This is a genomic window from Agrobacterium sp. ICMP 6402 (genome assembly GCF_009498615.1).
Lineage (GTDB): Bacteria > Pseudomonadota > Alphaproteobacteria > Rhizobiales > Rhizobiaceae > Agrobacterium > Agrobacterium burrii.
The window spans coordinates 42,611-60,746 of sequence record NZ_QSNV01000007.1 but is presented as its reverse complement, the minus strand read 5'-3'; the positions used below and the strand labels follow the sequence as shown (position 1 = coordinate 60,746).

The window sequence follows — 18,136 nt, the reverse complement described above, 5'->3', positions numbered from 1 at the left end:
TTTTCCGTCCGCTCAGGCTGCAAGCCGCTTTTCTTCGATCAGCGCCCACCAGGCGGAAAGTGTGGGCACACGCGCAAGCTCATCAAAGCCGACGGTGACGCCGCGTTCCTTCAACTCGCCGGCAAGCTTCATGACCTGCAGCGAGTCCAGCCCGTAGAAGATCAGGTTCTCATCCGGGTCGATCTCGCTTTCGTCCTCCACCATTTGCAGAACGCGGGCTTTCAGCCAATCGCGGGTGTCTGTGGCCTGCTCGGTGCCGGTGAGGCGTGCGGTGTCGATCACCACGCCGCAACGTGTCGCTACATATTGCAGCGCCATGCGATGTTCGGCTTCCGAAAAATCGGCAACCCCGTCGCCGATCATAAAGGGCTGGATATCCTTCATGAAAGCTTCCACCGCCGTCATCATGCAGCCGATATGGGCGTAAACGCCGCCGACGATGATCTGGTCGCGGCCCCAGCCTTTCATGCGCTCAGTAAGATCGGAACGCTGGAAGGCGCTGTAGCGCCACTTGGTCAGCACCACGTCATCAGGTGTCGGGGCGAGCTTATCCACTACCTTCTGCAGTTCCGGGTCAACGACGGTGAGGCCCGGTCCCCACATGTCGTTCAGCAGCGCCCGGTCGCCCGGCGGCTGGTCATGCGGTTGAGCCGTGTAGATGACCGGTACGCCGTTCTGAACCGCCCAGGCCTTCACCTTCGCGAGATTGTCTATGAGGGTCGTCATCAGCTTGCCGTCGGCCTCGTAAAACCGCAGGAAATAACGCTGCATGTCGTGAATGAGCAGCACGGCACGCTTGGCATCGGGCTGCCATTTTGTCTTGTTGGTCGGAAAGCTCGTGGCAACCGGCATCGGATAATCGGAAATAGTAGGGATCGTCATGAAGACCTCGGTGGTTTGGCGCGCCGGGCGGCGCGTAATCTCGTGTTTTGGGGACGCCCTGTTGAACGTCCCTTTCGATATGAGCGCGTGTCAGGCACTGACGGCGACGGGTGCCGCAAGCAGGTCGCGCAGGTGTTTCTTGTCGATCTTGCCGACGGCGGTGAGCGGCATCGCGTCGATGAAACGCACCCGGTCCGGCAGCTTGTAATCCGCGACGCCGAGAGCGGCGAGATGCTGGCGGATGGCCGGCGCTTTCAGCGTGGGATTGCGCGAGACGACGAAGACGCAGCTTTTCTCACCGAGAAGTTCGTCCTGCATCGCCACCAGCGCGGCATGCGTCACATCAGGGTGCCGCAGGATCAGGTTTTCCACCTCTTCCGAGGCAACTTTTTCGCCGCCGCGGTTGATCTGGTCCTTCACCCGGCCGACGACCCGCAGATAACCTTCGGGCGTGCGCTGCACGACATCGCCGGAGTAATAGAAGCCCTGTTTGTCGAAGACCCGGGCACTGTGCTCGGCGGCGCGGTAATAACCCTGGAACGTATAGGGGCCGCGGGTTGCCAGCATGCCGGCTTCGCCTTCGGGCACATCGTTGCCATCCTCGTCGACAATGCGGATTTCGTCATCCGGGCTGATCGGCCGCCCTTGCGTGGTGAAGACGAGATGGTCGGGATCACCGGCGCGGGTATAGTTCACCAGACCTTCCGCCATGCCGAAGACTTGCTGCAGCGCGCAACCCAGCACTTCCGGCACCTGGCGGGCCAGCGCTTCGGCGAAGCTTGCGCCGCCAACCTGCAACAGCCTGAGGGATTTCAGCCTTTGGCGATGTGCGGGTGCTGCCTGCAACCACAACGCCACGGCCGGCGGTACCAGCGGCACCATGTCGATGCCGTGTTTTTCGATGAGATCGAAGCAGGCAAGCGGTTCCGGATTGGCCGCCATGACCACCGTGCCGCCGGCGTGAAAGACGCCGAGCGCGCCGGGTGAACTCATCGGGTAATTATGAGCCACCGGAATGGCGCAAAGAAAACGGGTCTGCGGCGAGAGTTCGCAAATCTCCGCACTGGCCCTGGCGCTGTAATCATAGTCATTATGCGTTCGGGGGATCAGTTTCGGCGTCCCGGTGCTGCCGCCGGAGAGTTGGAACAGCGCAACCTCGTCTGCCGCCGAAGGGGCGTAGGCCGGCGGATTATCCGCAGGCGCGGCAAGCATCCGTTCAAGGCTGCGCTGCGGCTCCTTTTCGCCCAGCAACAGGGTCAGGGAGAGCTGCGGAGAGGTAGCCTTAAGCCCGTCCAGAAACGCGTCATTGGCGAAAAGCTCATGGCTGCGCGAGGCGATCACCAGCTTCGGCGCGATCTGCTCGGCATAGGAGGTCATTTCCAGCCGGCGGTGGCTGAAGAGTGCGTTGACGGGTGCCGCGCCGATTTTCATCAATGCGAAAAAGACGAGATAAAACTCGGCGATGTTAGGCAATTGCACCAGCGCGGTATCGCCCTTGCCGATGCCTGCCGCCGCAAGATGGCCGGCGAGATTGGAGGATTGCCGGTCGAGTTCGGCATAGGTGAAGCGGCGCTCACCGCAGATCAGCGCCGTCGCATCCGGCTGGCGCTGCACCTGTTCGGTGAGGATGCGGCTCAATGGCCTGTCGATCCAATAGCCGCGCTCGCGGTATCGGCGCGCCAGATCGTCAGGCCAGCGTTCAAATTCGATTGTCATGGTTTGTCCCTGGAAAAATTCGGTCGCGCTCAGGCGGAAAGACCGCAGGCGTTCAGCATGGTTTTGAGCTTGGTCTGCACTTCTGCCCATTCGGATTCGGGTTCCGAGGCCTCCACGATGCCGGCACCGGCGAAAAGCCGCACGGTCTGGCGCTGCACGGTGCCGCAGCGGATCGTCACTACCCATTCGCCGTTACCCTGCGCATCCGTCCAGCCGACCATGCCGGTGAACAGGCCACGCTCGAAAGGTTCGACGAAACGGATGAGGCGATGGGCGCGCTCGGTCGGGAAACCGCAAACGGCCGGTGTCGGGTGCAGCAGGCACGCCAGTTGCAGCGCGTTGGTTTCGGGATCGGCAAGACGGCCTTCTATGCGCGTGGAAAGATGCCAGAGCGCGGCCGTATTGATGAGGGATGGTTTTTCCGGAACGTCGAGTTCCGCGCAGCATGGCGAAAGCAGCGAGCGGATATCCTCGATCACCAGACTATGCTCGTAATGGTCTTTTTCCGACGCCGAAAGCCGGTCCGCATTGGCCTTGTCCGCCACCGGGTCGGTCATGCGTTTTGCCGATCCGGCCAAGGGGTTCGAGATGATCTTCTCACCCTGCTTGCGGATAAGCAGTTCCGGGCTGACGCCGATCAGGTCGCCGCCATCCGGAAGCGGAATACGAAACTGGTAACCCTCGCGATTCTGCTTGGCGAGGCTGGCCAGCAATCTTTCCACATTGACCTCGGAGGCGAAGGTCAGTTCACGCATGACGGAAAGCACCGCCTTGCGCACTTCGGAATGGCGGAAATTGATAATGGCATGCTCGACGGCATGTTTGAAACCGGCCTCGTCCGGCAGGCTGTTCTGGCCGACAAGCGCCGGCATGGCCGAATCAGTGGCAATCGGAACCGCTTCGCGCGGACTCCACTCATAGTTGTTGGGGATGTAAAGGCATGATGGTTCGCTGACATCGAAGGGGATTGCGCCGATGGCGATCGGATTGTCCTGTCCAGCCCGATGCGCCCGTTCGAAAGCGCCCTTAATCGCCTGCTGCACAGGGCTTGCCATGTCTTCGCCACCGCGGGCGGGAAGGGTTATCCTTTCGCGAATACCTTCGGCCCGCAATTGTCCCGTGCCGGAGGTGAACAAAAATTCTCTATTAAAATCAGTAATTTCGTCGGATTCGACGTCATTCGTCCTGAGTGCTCCCGTTTTCATGGGATGCCTCCTGTTCGAGTGGTTGACGATGGCTTATACTTGATTATGATAATCATGTTTTGTCAATCGGTGCAAACTCACATGCTAAATTTAACCCCGATGCAGGTAGCCTATTGGGTCGGCCGAGAGGCGGGCGGGATACTCGGAAAAGTTACGCCCCATCTCTATCTCGAGTTCGAGGGGCGGGCGTTTGACGTGGAAAAACTGGTTGTTGCGGTCGAAAAGCTTTGCCGGCGTCACCCCATGCTGAGCCTCAGGATCGATGCTGAAGGGCGTCAATCCGTCGATCCTGCCGGCAGGCCGCTCCGCCTTGATGTCGAGGACCTGGCCGCCCTCGATTCGGAGGCGCTTGCGCACCGGCTCGAGGCAAAACGGCGGGACTGGAGCCATCGGCAAACGGATCTGCGCATCGCTTCACCGGCGGCGGTCTCGCTCAGCCTGTTGCCGCAGGGACGCAGCCGGTTGCATGTGGATACCGACATGCTGGCGATTGATCCGGCCAGTGTGCGGATCGTGATGGAGGACCTCGCCCGGTCTTACGAAGAGGGTGAAGGCAAAGACGAAACCGCGCTTTCTGGAGAGGTGACGCCATCCTTTTTCGACTGGGCGGAGCGTCTGGCCTCCGATCCGGATCTCAGGGGCTTGCGCGAAAGGGATCGGTCGTGGTGGCGGCAACGGCTTAGCGATGTTCCGGATGCGCCGCCGCTGCCATTTTTGCCCGAGGACGCCGCGCGCGCCGTTCATACGGATCGCTTTGCCACCATGTTTTCAGCGGCCGAACGAGGCAGTCTGGAACAGGCGGCGCGGCGTTGCTCGGTGACGACATCGGCCCTGTTGCTCGGTATTTTCGCCGTAGCGCTGTCGCAGGCGACACAGGCGCAAAAGTTCAGGCTCTCCGTGCCGGCTTTCTGGCGTGCGCCGCTGGTGGAAGGGGTCGATGGCATCGTCGGCGAATTTTCCAATGTACTGGTGCTTGGCGTCGATATCAGGCCGGATGAAAGCCTCGAAGCGCTGCTCCGGCGGCTGTTTAACGAGATGAACGACCTTCTTGCCCATCAAGCCTATCCGGGCGTCAGCGTCATGCGTGACCTCTCCCGTCTGCGCGGCGGTTTGCAGACCTCGCCAATCGTCTTTACCGCCGGTGTCGATCTGGCGGGAGGAGAGCTGTTTTCGGAAAAGGTTGGGCGGGTGTTCGGTCAGATGGTCCACACCGTCTCGCAGGGGCCGGGGGTCGCGCTGGATGCGCAGGTCGCGGCGGTGGATGGCGGATTGCTGATCAACTGGGATGTGCGGCTCGACGCGCTGCCGGAACGCTGGCTCCGCGTCCTGTTCGACACCTACACTGCCCTTCTTCGCCAACTGGCTGCCAGCCCCGATCTCATCTCCGCGAATGCGGAGCGATTCGGCGCACAGGTGTCGAAAGCCACAGCCGAGACAAAAGGAAAACTGATGGAACGCCCGCTCTCGCCCCTGCAACAGGCCTATCTTCTTGGTCGTGGCACCCATCTGCCGCTCAGTGGCGTGGCGATGCAGGAGTTTCGCGAATATCGCGGCAGCATCGATCCGGCGCTGCTTCAATCGCGTCTCGCCGCAATGGTGAAGCGACATGAGAGCCTGCGCACCCGTATCGACGAGCGGCGTCTGTTGCAGGTCGTCAGCGAAGAGCTGAAGATCAACCTTGATATTGTTGATCTTTCCGCCCTGTCTCCCACCGAAGCGGAAGCGCGGATGGACGCCGTGCGCCGTGATTTTTCTCATGCCCATTTTGATCTTTCCGCCTCTCCCTGGCAGGTGACGGTTTTCCGCCTGCCGGCACGTGAGGCAACGGCTGACCGTGTCGTGGCCTTCCTGCGTTTTGATGCGCTTATCCTCGACGGGCGGGCCATCGCCAGCCTGGCGGCGGAACTTTTCGACGGCGTTCTGCCCTTGGAAACCGCTGCTGCCGTAGCCACGCCGCAGGCGGATATCGCGGCGGCTCGTGCCGAGGACGCCGCCTATTGGGCTGACAAGCTGAAGGATGCCGAGGTGCCCTCGCAACTGCCGTGGAAGGCCGCGCTCGAGACCATTTCCGTTTCGCGCTACAGCCGCCAAAGCCTGACGGTGGAAAAGCAGCGCTTCGCCGCCTTTTCACGCATCGGCGCAAAAGAGCGGCTGTTCAAGAATTCGGCGCTGATGGCGGTGATCCTCGATGTGCTGTCGCTCTGGCTGAACGAGGGGGCGCTTGTTGTCGGCATTCCCGTTGCGCCGCAGGTGGAAGGGGCTTTTGCCAATCGCTCAAGCTTCATCGCGGTCAAATGGGATGGAGCCAAGGGCGAGTTTGCCGAGCGGGCCGCGGGGCTGCAGACGGATGTGCTGGAAGGGCTGAACCACCTCGCTTTTTCCGGTATCGATCTTAATCGCGTGCTTCTCAACGCCAATGCGGGCGGGCTCGCTTTGCCTGTTGTCATCACCAATGGCCTAACTTGGCCGACGCTGTCGCCCGAATCGGCCATGCGCTGGACGAACGGTCTCACGCAGACGCCGCAGGTGGCGCTGGATTTCCGCTTTTCGCAAAATCCGCAGGGTGATCTCGTCCTCGATATCGACTATGCGGAAGAGGCGATCGATGCCACGATGGTCGGGAATATTCTCGCTGCCATCGAGCGCACGATTGCCGCGATCACGGATAACGGCGCTTACTCTTTCAAAGCACGCGATATTGTCGATCTGTCCCATTATCGGCTGAATAGCGACGAGCGGAGTTTCGTCTGCCCGCCATTTCTGGAACGGATCGCCGCGCATCTTTTCGAGGGTGACCCGTCGCGCACCGCGCTCGTCAGCGGCAAAAGGCGCATCTCCTATGGCGAACTCGGTGAGATGGTGGCCGGGGCGATGGCGGGCTTCAAAGCCCGTGGTATCGGTCGGGGAGATGTCGTGGCGGTGTGCCTGTCGCGCAGTCCTGAACATACGGCTATCACACTTGCCGCAGCACTTATGGGGGCTATCTGGGTACCGGTCGATGCCGGCTCACCGGAAGACCGTCTGCGCTATCTGCTGACCAATTGCCGCCCGGCCATCATCGTCGCCCGCAACGTTCCGCGGGGCTTCGAGGCCGTCGATCCGGAGGTGCTTCTCGCCACGCCCGCACCGGCCGGAACGCCTGTTGGCCTGGCGGAACTGGGGGCGCTGTCCCGCAGCGAGGAGCCAGCCTATTATCTTTACACGTCAGGCACCACCGGCAAGCCGAAATGCGTTGTGCTTTCCAACAGTGCCACCGCCAATGTCATCGACAGCACGCTTGCTGAATGGGCGGTGACGGAAAAGGACGTGTTCATTTCGGTCACGCCGCTGCACCACGATATGTCGGTCTTCGATGTTTTCGGCGCGCTGGTCGCAGGCGCGACGCTGGTGCTGCCGGAACCCGGCGAGGAAAAGGATGCGGTGCGCTGGAACGAACTGGTGGCCGAACATGGCGTGACACTCTGGTGCTCGGTGCCTGCCATCCTTGAAATGCTGCTGTCCTGCCGCCGTGGCGACCAGCTTGCTTCACTCCGGCTCGTGGCGCAGGGCGGCGATTACATCAAGCCTGTCATCATCGAAGAGTTGCGCCGGCTGAAGCCCGATCTGCGGCTGATATCGCTCGGCGGCCCGACTGAAACGACGATCTGGAGCATCTGGCACGAGATCGTTGCGGAGGATGTTGCGGCCATCCCCTATGGCCATCCCCTGCCGGCCAATCGTTATTTCATCCTCAACGATCAGGGCCAGCATTGCCCGGCCGGTGTCGTTGGCCGCATCCATACGGTCGGCGTGAATGTGGCGATCGGTTATCTGGAGGACGGCGCCATCACCCAGACGGATTTCGTCACGGTGGCTGATCCCGAAGGCAAGCCGGTGCGCACCTTCCGTACCGGCGACCGGGGGCGCTACCGGCCGGATGGCAAGATCATGTTTGCAAGCCGGGTCAATGGCTACGTCAAGGTGCGCGGCGTGCGCGTCTCGCTGCCGGATGTGGAAAACGAACTCATCCGCCATCCCGCCATCCATCGGGTGCTGGTGGTGGATTATGGCGTCGAGCAAAAGGGCGAGGCGGCTATTGGCGTGCTTTATGTCACTGCGCCCGGCCTTGAACTCTCCAGCGCTGATCTGCGCAATTTCGCCCGCAGCCATCTGCCGGAATCGCATGTGCCTGGCCGGTTCCTCAAGGTTGATGACCTGCCGCTTTCAGCTAATGGCAAGCCGGATCGCCGCCGGGCGCGGGAGTTGCTGATGGCTGCGGTCGTTGGCGCGGAACCGGTAAAAATCTCCGCACCTGCGGCTGCCGCTGTCGATCAGGGCGACCGCCGGGTGCTGGATATCTATCTCGGCGTGCTGGGCAAAAAATCGGCGATGGTGGATGCAGGCAGCGACCTGCTCGCGCTTGGCCTCCTGCCATCGCATCTGAAGGCCGTTTCGGCAGAAATCCGCACCGCCTTCGGCGTTGAACTGACGCCGCAGCAGCTTCTGCGGTGCCGCAACGCCAGGCAGGTGACTTCGCTTCTGGCTGCGAAGGCGGCGTGATCCCAACCATTTCGGGCGGTGTCCCACAACAGGAATAGTTCAAGGAAAAACAGATGGCGCATATCGATCCTGCCGGCGGCTGGCTTCCACTGACCCAGCCGCAACTCGATTTCTGGGAGGAGTTTTCCTTCCATCCTGAAGAGCCGGTTTCCACCGTCGCCCACTACATCGATCTTTCCGGTGCGGTGAACGAAAGCGCGCTCCTTCAGGCGATCACCCGCACGGTGCGCGAGTCTCAGGTTCTGTCGATCCGTTTTCGTACCGGTGAGGATGGCGAGATACCGCAGCAATGCTGCGATGCCGGCCATGCCCCGGTGGTGGCGCTTGTCGATCTCCGCACGGACCCGACGCCCTTTGAAGAGGCGCTGCGGCGCATGAACGCCGATGTGGAGGCGAGGCTGGATCTCAGAACCGACAGGCTTTCCGCGCAGCTGCTCTACCGTATCGCCGATGATCGTTATCTCTGGTACATCCGCGCCCATCACATCGTCGTGGATGGCTATGGGTTGACGCTGGTAGAGCAGCGCTGCGGCCAGCTTTACGGGCATTATTGCGGCAAGGGCGAAGCGGGACCGGATTTCCACCCCTTCGCCAGTTTCCTTGCCGAAGAGGATGCCTACAGGCAGAGCCGGCGTTTCGAGAAGGACCGCGATTTCTGGACGGACTATCTCGTCGCATCCGCCGATCTGCCCGTGCTCGACAAGGATTGCGAGGATTACGGCGGCGGCGGCCTGCACGCCGATGCGGCCTTGCCGCCGGGTTTCAGCACGCGGTTACAGCAGATAGCGGGCCGTCTGGAAATCGGCTGGCCTGATCTTCTGGTACTGCTGTCCGGTCTTTATCTTCACCGGGTTTTGCCACGTCCGGACCGTGATGTGCTGACCTTGTGGCTGCCTTTCATGAACCGCTGGGGCAGTGTCGGTGCGCATATGCCGGCGATGCTCGTCAATATCCTGCCCTTCCACCTCACGATCGAGCCGCAGGAAAGCGTCGGCGCATTTCTGGCGCGCAATGCCGCTAATCTGCGCCGCCAGCGCCTGCATGGCCGTTACCGCATCGAGCAGATTGCCGCCGACCGGGAAATATCGAAGGGCCGGCGCTTTTTCTTCTCGCCGCTCATCAATGTCCTGCCCTTCAGCGCGCCGGTCTTTGCCGGGCTCGACGTCTCGCGGCACATTCTCGCCAATGGTCCCGGCGATGGATTCAACCTCACCTTCCGTGGCGAAGATGACGGCAGCGACCTGAACCTGCATATCGATGCGGATTCCGCACTGACGCAAGCGGAGGATTTCGCCCGTTATCGCGAGGAATTGCCATTGTTCCTCGATGCGATGTTGCAGGGGGAAACGTTGACGCTTGCGGCGGAAGAGGCGTCTTCGAGCGTCCGTCTGGCGGTTTGAGCGACTGATCTCCGCCCTGCCGGATTTGATCCGGTGTGTCGGCGCGTGGATGCCCAGCTGTGCCGATACATTCTCATCGGCAGTCATAAGCAAAAAAATAACCCGGCCTCGCAACGCGAAGCCGGGTTTTCCATTTGCCTTTGTGCGTTTCAGGCGAGCGTTGTCAGCACCTTGCTCGAAGCGCCGGCTTCGGCAAAGCGGCTGAAGACGCCGCTGGTGGTGTTGCGCAGCCGCTCGACGTCGTTGGGTCCGTAACGGTCGGAGCGGTAGCTCATCAGCACGCGGATGGAGCGTTCACCGCCGATCATTTCTTCCATTACCTCGAATTGCAGGCCAAGCATGGATTCGTGCTTGTCGGGATCGATCTGGCGGAACTCCACCGGTTTGCCATCTGGTCTGGCAAGCGTGCCATTCAGCTTGTTCCTGGCGTGAATCTGGATGAAGACCTCGAACAGATGGTCGCGGCCCGGCGTCATGCCCAGCGCTTCCTCAACGAGATCGATCGGGATTTCGCTGTGTTCCAGCGAACCGTTGATGGTGTTCTTCACCGAGGAAATCAGTTCGCCAACGGTCATGTTCTCGCCGAAACGCATGCGATGGGCGACGACGGTGGTGAAATAGCCGATAGTGTCGAAATAACCGCTATCTGTACGGCCCGAAGCCGAGGTGCCGACCACGAGATCGGTCAAGCCACCCAGGTGACGCAGCGATGCGGCGATTGCCGCATAAACCACGTTGAACAGCGAGGCGCTGTTCTGTTTGGCAATGGCGTAAAGCCCATCGCTGACGTGCTTCTCAAGCTTGAATTCGACCCAGCCGCCTGCCGGTGCTTCGTCCTGCGATGCCTCGTGCGGCGCGCGATCCTTTCCGTTGAGGGCAAGGCCCTTCGGCGCATCCCGCAACATATCGGTCCAATAGGCAAGGTGGCCGGCATTGACGCCTGATACGACCTGTTTTCTGGCAAATTCATGGAAGGGGGCAGGGTTGGTTGCAAAGACCGGGGCCTTGCCCGCCGCCCTTGCCCTATAGGCCTCGGTCAGTTCGTCCATCATCAGGTTCACCGACCATTCGTCCAGGACGATGTGGTGGAAGAGGAAGGACAGTACCTGCCGGCCGGTCTGTGCATCCCGCAGGAAGCGCAGCCGTATCGGCAATTCATGCGCAAGATCGAACCGCCAGCCGGCTTCCGAATGCCGGTCCACGCCTTGGCTTTCTTCGCTGGTCCAGAACCATTTATAGCCGGGCAGGTCATGCATCGGCACGATCTTCTGCAGCACCGTGTCGTTTTCGACGTAGAAATGGGTGCGCAGGCCGGGGTGGCGCTCGATGATGTCCAGGAAGGCGCATTCGAAAGCGTTTTCATCGACGGGATCGAGAAAATCGAGCGCGAAGGGGATGTTGAATATCTCGCCGAAACCAAAGGCGGCATAGGCCTTCCAGAGAGACATCTGCGCCAGCGAAAGCGGCGCGGTCAGTGAGCCGGATTCCGTCGCTTCCGCATGTGCGGGCGCAGCAGTTTCGAGGCGGGTCGCCTGTCTGGCGAGCGCGGCGGCGGTTGGATAGCTGAACAGGTCGTTGAAACGCAGCTCTATGCCGTGATTGCTGAGCAGACGTCCGATGATGCGGGTGGCGATCAACGAATGACCGCCGAAATCGAAGAAATCATCGTCCGGTCCCATATCGGGTGAGGCGAGCGCCTCGCGGAATTCGGCAAGGATGGTGGCGGCGGTGGCGTCATCGCCAAAGTGGGCGGATAGGCGAGCCGGCTGCTCCGGTGCTGAGGAGGCATTTTGAGATACGATGCCGGAAAAATCCGCGCCGCCTTCGAGATGGCTGACGAAACGCTCCAGCAGGAAGGCCGTCGCATGCAGCGACATTTCCTTGCCGCCCGTCAGTTCGAGACGGATGTCGCCAGCGGCTGTCGGGCCGGCGGCAAGGGTGAGGCCAAGACCGGATTGCAGGGAGGGCAGGAGCAGGGGTTCGAACTGGAGGCCATGCTCCGATACGGGCTGAACAGGTGCCGCCAGCGCATGCAGCGTGAAGGTGGTGGCCTCGTCATCATTGCCGTTTCGCTGTTCCAGTCCCGCCAGTACGGCTTTTTCAGCCTGTTCGGGCGATTGGTGACGCGAGATCGATATCCGTGATGCAGCCTCCGCTGAAGGTGGCGTAGCGGCATCAGATTGCAGGCGGAGCGTCACGGTTTCGGGACCGTCGCCTGCTGCGAGGAACAGGGCGAAACGCGCACCGGCACGCGCCAGAAGCGCATTCGTCGCGGTAGAACTGTTGAGGCCGAGCAGGGTGGTGGGAAGATCGACGCCGTGGCTGTGGCTTGCCGGCCTCTCCAGCCTGTTTTGCCGCAACGCCACGACGGCTGAGCCGGAGGCCGGGCGCTGCAGCCAGCCGAGTGGAAGCGGGTTGATACCGCCATCTTCGACCTTGCGAGCGGAAAGCGGTTTCGGTGTCTCACCGGCATAGGCGGCGGAAATGCCATCCAGCAATATCTTTGGTGAAAGGACTTCGCCGAGCAGACCATGGACCAGAAAGGCCAGCAGGATTTCCCCTTCATTCAACAGCACCACCGCCTGGAAGGATGGGTCGGTTTCGGCGTCGAAGGGCCTTGCCTGAAGGTCGTGCAGAAGGGCGAGGGCTTCCGCTGACGATCGCACCTGCAGCAATTGCACATCGGATGCGGACAGCGCTTCGATGCTTTTTGAAAGGGCGCCATCCTCTCCGAAGGTAAAGCGTGCGCGAAGCTCAGGCCAGGCTTCGCCAATCGTCTTCAGCGCTGCGGTCAGGCGCAACAGGTCGCATTCTTCACCGATGCGGTAGGCGAGAAGATGCCGGAAGACCTGATCGGGCTCCTGAAACTGCTTGAACCAGATCCGCTCTTCATATTGGCTCGGCGGTGCTGCATCGCCTCTGTCGAAGCTTTGTTCGATGCGACGTGCGAGCATACGCGTATTGTCTGCTGCCATGGTCCTCTCCTTGGACATGTTCCGGGAAATGTTCAGGGACATCGCGCCAGGCGCGAAAAATCCTGTTGGCGGGGATCAGTCTCCCACGCGCGCCGGTTTGAGCAGCGCCTGCCAGGCGGCAAGCGTGGGCTGCCGGGCCAGATCGTCATAGTCGAGACGCGTTCCGGCAAGCTGCGAAAGCGGCGGGATGAGGCGCATGAGGGCAAGCGAATGAAGCCCGTGGCCGAACAGGTTGTCCCCCGGTTCGATATCGCGCACCTCATCCTCCAGAACCCCGGCAAGAAGGGCCTTGAGGTCCGTCAGCATCGTTCCCGCCTCCAGCATGGCATCCGCCGCGACCGCCGGTTCATTCATCGAAATGATCGTGAACGCCGCTGGCGCCCCGCCGCCAGTAACCGGAGGCGCGCGTCCATTTGGGGTTTGCGCCGAATTCTTCGATCAGGAGGGTGCGTACCTCCTTTGCGGTCTTCGATTCGCAGGCGACCCAGCTGGAGAAATCGCCTTTCGGCAGCTCAAGCTTGCGCAGCGCGCCCGTCAATGCGTCGTGATCGGTTCCGCCTGCGGTGTTTTGCGTCACCCAGACGATCGAAGCGTCAGCCTTTGTGGCGATGTCCAGACGATCCGCATCCGTTTCAACCTCGATCAGCGCCACGGCCCGTGTGCTTTCCGGCATTTCTTCGAGCCGCCGCGCCAGCGCCGGAAGGCCGGTATCGTCGGCGATCAGCAAATGCCAGTCATAGGTGAAGGGAACGGTGAAAGAGCCGCGTGGACCGGCGATCCACGCCCGGTCGCCCATTTTGGCGGCTTTCGCCCAGTTGCTGGCGGGGCCGTCATGATGGGTGGCGAAATCGATGGCGAGTTCGCCTTTCTCAGCATCGAAGCTGCGCGGTGTATAATCGCGCGCCAGCGGGCGCGGCGCGCCTTCCGGGAATTCAAGGCCGTTCGGGCCGATCACCGGCAGGTTCGGCTCGGTTTCGCCGGGAAGCGGGAAGAACATCTTGACGTGGTCGTCAAAACCGAGGCTCGCAAAGCCCTCCAGTTCCGCTCCGGTGAGGACGATGCGCACCATGGACCGGCTGAGCTGTTCCACCCGCGCAACATCAAGGCAGCGCAGCTTGACGGCGTGGCGATGACGTTTCGGAGTACGGTCCGGAACGGCGGTTTCAATGCTGTCGGTTATGCTCATGCTGTTGTCTTTCGTGGGATGTTGCCGACGGGTTCGGCAGTCTCGCTGTCCCGGATCGGCGTGCGGGATGATCGCTAGTCGGAAGTGTCATCCGGTGCGATAATCCGGCATCGTTGCGTCAAGATGTGCAAACCATAACAGGCGCTTCCGACCGTCGCAATATAACTTTACACAAAAACTCAAGTTTATGACCGACGCATGAAATACGCGCCGGTACGCGCCGTTTTCGAGAAAATCAGGGACGGCCCGCCCAGCCTTCCACCGCGTCCAGCGTGTGCAGGGCGCTGGGAATGGAAGGCGTCGTGACCCTGGTGGAATCGAGGAACACGATCCTGCCTTCGCGGGCCGGTTTCACGAAACGTTCCCAGCCGGGAATGATCTTTTCCAGTGCCGCGCGCGTTCCATCCTCGCCGCGGGCAGGGCTGTTATAGCTGTTCATCACCACCAGCAGATCAGGATTGAGTTTGCCGAAAGCCTCGGCGCTCAGCGGCATGGTAAGGGTGGAGCCAAGCCCGCCGGAAGAGGCGGCGTTGTCGATTTTCAATCGGGCATAACCCAGATCCTCCAGTGCCTGCACTGCGCCGGACATGTCGCCGACAGCATTGATCTGGTCGGTCAGCAGGATCGCCAGATAGGTCTTGCCTTTGACATCATCGCCCAGCGTCTTTTTGATGGCGGCAAGTTCGGTGTCATAGGCCTTCCGGCGTTCGGCGAAAGCGTCGCTCCGCCCCACGAGACCGGCAAGATTTTCTTCCACGTTGAAACCATAGGCATGGCCGGTGCTGACCTTTTGCAGATAGACGGGGGCTATGGTGGAAAGCTGCTCGGCCTTGCCGCCATCCATTTCCGTTGCCACGATCAGGTCCGGTTGCAACGCCCGCAGCTTTTCGAGATCAATCTGGCCGACTGCGCCAAAACCTTTGGGTTTCGTACGGCCTTCGCCAAGAACGGTATCGATAAAATCGACGGCGGTGGCGAATTTGCCGTCGCTATTGCGACCATAGGCACCGACCACATTGGCGCCGAGATCCATCAGCGGCACACCCAGGAGCGGTTCGTGCATGACGACGATGCGCTGCGGCTTTTCCGGAACGGTGACGGTGCGGCCGGCGGCATCGGTCACGCTGCGCTCGGCGGCAAGGCTCGTTCCAGCGGCCAGAAAGGCGGCGAGTAGGATGGCAATTCGCATGGCATTCCCTTTATTCAGTTCATTTAATGGCTGTTGGTTCTGCGCAACGCCTGCAGGCGCAGCGTGAGGATGAAAAGCGGCACGCCGATCAGCGTCAGCGCAAGGCCGATCGGCATCGGCGTATCAGCCACCAGCCCGCGCGACAGCGTATCCGCGGTTACCACCAAGATGCCGCCGGTGAGCCCCGACAGGAAAAGCCTGGCGCGGCCGACGGCGGGCGAAACGAAAGTGGCGAGATGTGGGGCTATGACGCCGAGGAATGTGAGCGGGCCGACCGCCGTGACAGATGAGGCACTGAGGATAACCGCGAACACGATGACGAGCGGGCGTGAATGCCTGACGGTTTCGCCGAGCGCCATGGCCATCTCGTTGCCGAGATCGAAGACCGCAAGTGCCCGACCGAGCAAAAAGATGCCGGCGAGACTTGCGGCAAAGAGGGGAGCAAAAACGAGATTGGTGGACCAGCTTGCCTGAAACAGCGAACCCGCCATCCAGTCGGCCAGTGAAAGCGAAGTTTCCGCCGGCGTGTAAAGCAGAAGCACCGAGGAAACGGACGAGAGGGCGGATTCGATTGCGATGCCCATCAGCAGGATGGCCAGACCGCTCGATCGTTCACGTCCAACGAGGGTGATCAGGAGGAAGGCCACTGCCAGACCGCCGCCGACGGCCGCCAGCGCTACCATGGTTTTCGGCGCTGCCGGTATCAGCACCAGAAGCAGCATGATGGTGGTCATCGACCCCTGGCTCAGACCAAACAGGCCGGGATCGGCGAGCGGATTGCGGGCGACGGATTGCAGCATGGCCCCTGCCAATGCCACGCTCCAGCCGGCCATGAAACCGAGCAGAATGCGCGGCAGCCGCACCGTCCATAGTGCATAGGCCTGATCGTCGCCCAGATGCCCGCCGGCAAGGCCGCGCAAAAGATCGAATAGACCCGTTTCGGTATTGCCGAGGCTAACGGATATGGCGGCGAGCACAAGCGCCAGCCCCATCAACGCGAGGCCGGCTTTCAGATTGCCGATGCCGATTTGCAGGCCGCTGGGCAGTCTGAGCACCGCTTTGCCGTCGGTGGCGAAATGGCGTTTCATGACAGCCCCCTTTGCGAAGGCGAAAGATAGAAGCGCTTGACGATGACAATGAAGACGAGGCCGCCGAGCAGATCCATGAACAGCCCGGTATTGACCACATAAGGCGCAAACAGGGTCTGCGCACCAAGATCGGCCAGCACGCAGAGAGCCGCGCCGACAAGGGCGGAAGCTGGCAGAGCGAGCGTGAAGTTCACCCCCACCAGCGGCCGGATCATATGCGGCACGATAAGGCCGACGAAACCGATTGGGCCGCAGATCGCCACCGCTGAGCCCGACGCCAGCATGGTGGCGAAGAGCGCGAGCCGGGAAATACGAGTCACGTTCACACCGGCGGAGGCGGCTTTTTCCGCGCCCAGCAGAACGAGCGTCAGCGGCCGGGCGACCGACAACAATATTGCCAGCGCAATGGCTCCGATCCACCAGAAATCGGTGAGCCGTGCGGCATAGACGTGGTTGATATTGCCGCCCACCCAGCTCAGAAATTCGCTGCGCCGTGTCGGATTTGATAACAGCAGGGCATTGGTCACGCCGATCAGCAGCATCGAAACCAGAGCACCCGCAAGGATGAGCGACAGGCCGCGCGGATCGTTTGCCCGCCCGGCCAGTCGGGCGACGAAGAAGCAGGCGCCAAAGCCGAGACCGGCGCCGGCGAGAGCCGCTAATCCCTGCACGTCGGGAGAAAGATCGAACACCAGCGCGCCGGCAACCACAAAAAGCGTCGCGCCAGCATTCAAGCCCAGAGTAGAGGGCGAGGCGAGGGGATTGCGGACAAGCCCCTGTAGCACGCAGCCACTGACGGCGGTGGTGGCGCCCACATAAATCGCAATCAGTAAGCGCGGGATTTGCTGATAGAGAAGCACCGACTGTTCATAGGTGTCGGCCTCACCACGCCAGAGCGTCGCCGCGATTTCGGCAAGCGGCATATCGCCGGTCATGACGAGCAGATTAATAGTGAGAATGGCGGCCAGCAGCAGCGCGGCGGCAAAAATCAGCATTACTTTCGAGGTCATGCTGAAATGGCCTGTTCCTGCCGGTCCAGCCGGGGCACGCAGATGAGCCGCCCCTGACGGGAGAAGATATCGGCTTCGAGATCGAAGACCTCGGCGACATTTTCAGGGGTGACCGTTTTTTCAACCGGCCCTGACGCCAGAACCCGTCCGGCTTTCAGCATGATGACATCGTCGGCGAAAGTGGAGGCGAGGTTGAGGTCATGCAGCACGACGATCACGGTTTTGCCGTGCCTGTCGGTCAACTCGCGCACGAGGCCGAGAACGGCATATTGATATTTCATGTCGAGATGGTTGACCGGCTCGTCCATCAGGATCACGTCGGTATCCTGCGCCAGCACCATGGCAATGAAGGCGCGCTGGCGCTGGCCGCCGGATAGCGTGTTGACCTGCGCCTTCGCCTTGTCTTCCAGCCCGACGGTCTTCAGCGCCTCGGCAAAAAGCGCTCGGTCGCGCTCAGATGGACCGCCGCCAAGCCCGTAACGGGCGTAACCGGCAAGCTCAACCAACTCGCCGAGCGTCATATAGTCAGGGCAATGGCATTCCTGCGGCAGATAGGCGATGCGGCGGGCGAGTTCCCGGCGTCCGATTTCGCCGATCAAACGCTCGCCAAGTCTTATTTTGCCTGATGACAAGGGTACGAAACCCATGATGGTTTTTAACAGCGTCGACTTGCCGCAGCCATTGGGGCCGACCAGCGCCGTCACCCGGCCGGTTTGGAAGCGGGCGGACAATCCTCTCAAGACGGGGACGTGTCCGTAGCTGGCGTGAAGGTCCGTCGCATCAAGCACCGGATACAACTCCTGTTATTCATGCGGCCATGCGTCGAGACGCCGCACAGCCGTTATAAGCATTTGAATTTAAATATCGATCTTGCGAAAAACGGGTCTCGTTCAGGCAAGCGCGACGCTCTGATCTTGAAGTAACACTAAACTATAGTAAAACTCTC

12 protein-coding genes are annotated in these 18,136 nt (G+C 61.2%); 2 read left to right on the top strand and 10 right to left on the bottom strand.

What is annotated here, in order from left to right:
* Positions 1 to 12: 12 nt before the first annotated feature.
* The 3 genes from DXT96_RS18250 to DXT96_RS18240 all read right to left on the bottom strand — a co-directional run bounded on the left by DXT96_RS18250 (position 13) and on the right by DXT96_RS18240 (position 3,803).
* The gene (locus DXT96_RS18250) at positions 13 to 882 is read right to left on the bottom strand and encodes an isochorismatase (RefSeq protein WP_153515846.1); all 870 of its coding nucleotides are present in this window, start codon (positions 880 to 882) and stop codon (positions 13 to 15) included.
* A 90-nt stretch (positions 883 to 972) separates the two neighbouring features.
* The gene (locus DXT96_RS18245; RefSeq protein ID WP_153515845.1) at positions 973 to 2,598 is read right to left on the bottom strand and encodes a (2,3-dihydroxybenzoyl)adenylate synthase; all 1,626 of its coding nucleotides are present in this window, start codon (positions 2,596 to 2,598) and stop codon (positions 973 to 975) included.
* Positions 2,599 to 2,627: 29 nt separating this feature from the next.
* Positions 2,628 to 3,803 (bottom strand): isochorismate synthase MenF, encoded by a 1,176-nt coding sequence (locus tag DXT96_RS18240; protein ID WP_153515844.1) that lies wholly within the window; start codon positions 3,801 to 3,803, stop codon positions 2,628 to 2,630.
* 81 nt (positions 3,804 to 3,884) lie between these two features.
* On the opposite strand from DXT96_RS18240, the gene DXT96_RS18235 reads away from it, so the two are divergent.
* Both DXT96_RS18235 and DXT96_RS18230 read left to right on the top strand, forming a co-directional pair.
* Positions 3,885 to 8,342 (top strand): amino acid adenylation domain-containing protein, encoded by a 4,458-nt coding sequence (locus DXT96_RS18235; protein WP_153515843.1) that lies wholly within the window; start codon positions 3,885 to 3,887, stop codon positions 8,340 to 8,342.
* A 53-nt stretch (positions 8,343 to 8,395) separates the two neighbouring features.
* Positions 8,396 to 9,742, top strand: coding sequence for a condensation domain-containing protein (locus DXT96_RS18230; RefSeq protein ID WP_153515842.1), 1,347 nt, complete (start codon positions 8,396 to 8,398; stop codon positions 9,740 to 9,742).
* A gap of 149 nt (positions 9,743 to 9,891) precedes the next feature.
* Here the strand turns inward: DXT96_RS18230 and DXT96_RS18225 are convergent, their stop codons facing one another.
* The 7 genes from DXT96_RS18225 to DXT96_RS18195 all read right to left on the bottom strand — a co-directional run bounded on the left by DXT96_RS18225 (position 9,892) and on the right by DXT96_RS18195 (position 17,987).
* Complete coding sequence (locus DXT96_RS18225; protein ID WP_153515841.1) at positions 9,892 to 12,717, bottom strand: condensation domain-containing protein; 2,826 nt, start codon at positions 12,715 to 12,717, stop codon at positions 9,892 to 9,894.
* A 75-nt stretch (positions 12,718 to 12,792) separates the two neighbouring features.
* Positions 12,793 to 13,071 carry a phosphopantetheine-binding protein gene (locus tag DXT96_RS18220; RefSeq protein WP_153515840.1) on the bottom strand — a complete coding sequence of 93 codons (279 nt, stop codon included), beginning with the start codon at positions 13,069 to 13,071 and terminating at the stop codon, positions 12,793 to 12,795.
* A complete protein-coding gene (locus DXT96_RS18215; protein ID WP_153515839.1) occupies positions 13,064 to 13,903 on the bottom strand; it encodes a siderophore-interacting protein in 840 nt (279 codons plus the stop codon). Before DXT96_RS18215 ends, DXT96_RS18220 begins: the two co-directional genes overlap by 8 nt.
* Positions 13,904 to 14,138: 235 nt before the next feature.
* A complete protein-coding gene (locus DXT96_RS18210; RefSeq protein ID WP_153515838.1) occupies positions 14,139 to 15,092 on the bottom strand; it encodes an ABC transporter substrate-binding protein in 954 nt (317 codons plus the stop codon).
* A 23-nt stretch (positions 15,093 to 15,115) separates the two neighbouring features.
* Positions 15,116 to 16,180: an iron ABC transporter permease gene (locus tag DXT96_RS18205; RefSeq protein WP_153515837.1), complete on the bottom strand. Its 1,065-nt coding sequence runs from the start codon at positions 16,178 to 16,180 to the stop codon at positions 15,116 to 15,118.
* Complete coding sequence (locus DXT96_RS18200; protein WP_153515836.1) at positions 16,177 to 17,190, bottom strand: iron ABC transporter permease; 1,014 nt, start codon at positions 17,188 to 17,190, stop codon at positions 16,177 to 16,179. The genes DXT96_RS18205 and DXT96_RS18200 overlap by 4 nt, the downstream gene beginning before the upstream one ends.
* Positions 17,187 to 17,987, bottom strand: a complete 801-nt coding sequence (locus DXT96_RS18195; protein ID WP_153515835.1) for an ABC transporter ATP-binding protein — start codon at positions 17,985 to 17,987, stop codon at positions 17,187 to 17,189. The genes DXT96_RS18200 and DXT96_RS18195 overlap by 4 nt, the downstream gene beginning before the upstream one ends.
* Positions 17,988 to 18,136: the final 149 nt, after the last annotated feature.